The sequence below is a fragment of the Microbacterium sp. Bi128 genome, assembly GCF_918698205.1.
Genome location: NZ_CAKKMM010001686.1, coordinates 1 through 1014, shown reverse-complemented (window position 1 = coordinate 1014; position 1014 = coordinate 1). Strand labels below are relative to the sequence as shown.

The window sequence follows — 1014 nt, the reverse complement described above, 5'->3', positions numbered from 1 at the left end:
GCCCACGGGGGTGCCCTCAAGCAGCCGGGCCGGGCCCGGGCAGACCCCGACACTGCTGCCGGCCGGAACCGCGGCGACGGGGGCCTCGAGCTGCCTGCTGGCGGGGTTCTGGGGCGTCAGCGACGCCGCCGATACCAAGCCGCCGCCCGCGGCAACGAGGGCCACCGCGGAGAGGATGCCGCCGATCACTCCGGCCCGCGGCAGCCGCCGCTTCCGCGGCGACGGACCCGTCTCGGCTTCCGTTTCGGTTTCTTTTTCGTTGTCGCCCTTAGACATGCTGATGTTCCTTACGCAGGGAGGCTTCGTCCCTGGACAGGCCGGTGTTGGACCGGCGGGCAGGCATGGGAACGGCGAGGAGGACGGTCAGCCCGATCATCACGGCCTGCGCAATCCCGATCAGGACGGCCCACGGCGCTTCGTAACGGATGCTCAACTGGCCGCCCTGGGCCGGCAGTGTGAAGGCCTGCGACCATCCCGACGTCGTTGAGGTCAGGCGGCGCCCGTCAAGCCAGGCGCTCCAGCCCGGATCGGCCCGCTCGGCGAGCACCACAAGGCGGCCCTCGGGGCCGGCCGGGACCGTGCCGGCCGCCGAGACTTCTTCGGACGGGAGCAGTCCGATGGCGGCGCCGCTGCCGTCCACTACCCGGACCCGGTGCGCGACGTCGGAGTCCGCGATGCCGGGCCGGTCCTGCGGGCTGACCCGCCAGAGCCAGCCCGTCCCCGTCTGGCCGACGGCGACAAGTCCGGGGACTGCGTCCATTCGGCTGGCCGTCAATTCGGAGGCTGAATCGGCAACCCGGAGCACGACAAAGCCGACGCCGAGCCGCTCGAGGTCCTCCCGCGGATCCACGCCTTCGCCGGCGACGATGGTGGCCACGACGTTCCGGAGCGATCCGGCGACGGCATCGTCGTCGCGGACCGTCTCCTGGCCCGGCGCTCCCATGATGCCGCGGGCGGCGGCGATCGTTGAGAGCGCGTCCAGGGTGGTCCCGGCGCCGCGCATGAGTGTTGCGT

Annotated in this window: 2 pseudogenes; both read right to left on the bottom strand. The window is 72.5% G+C overall.

The features are described 5' to 3' along the window. Positions 1-276: pseudogene (locus LQV45_RS35520) on the bottom strand (hypothetical protein); the annotation flags it as partial. Further along, positions 269-1014, bottom strand: a pseudogene (locus tag LQV45_RS35515) (glycosyltransferase family 2 protein); the annotation flags it as partial. The pseudogenes LQV45_RS35520 and LQV45_RS35515, both read right to left, overlap by 8 nt.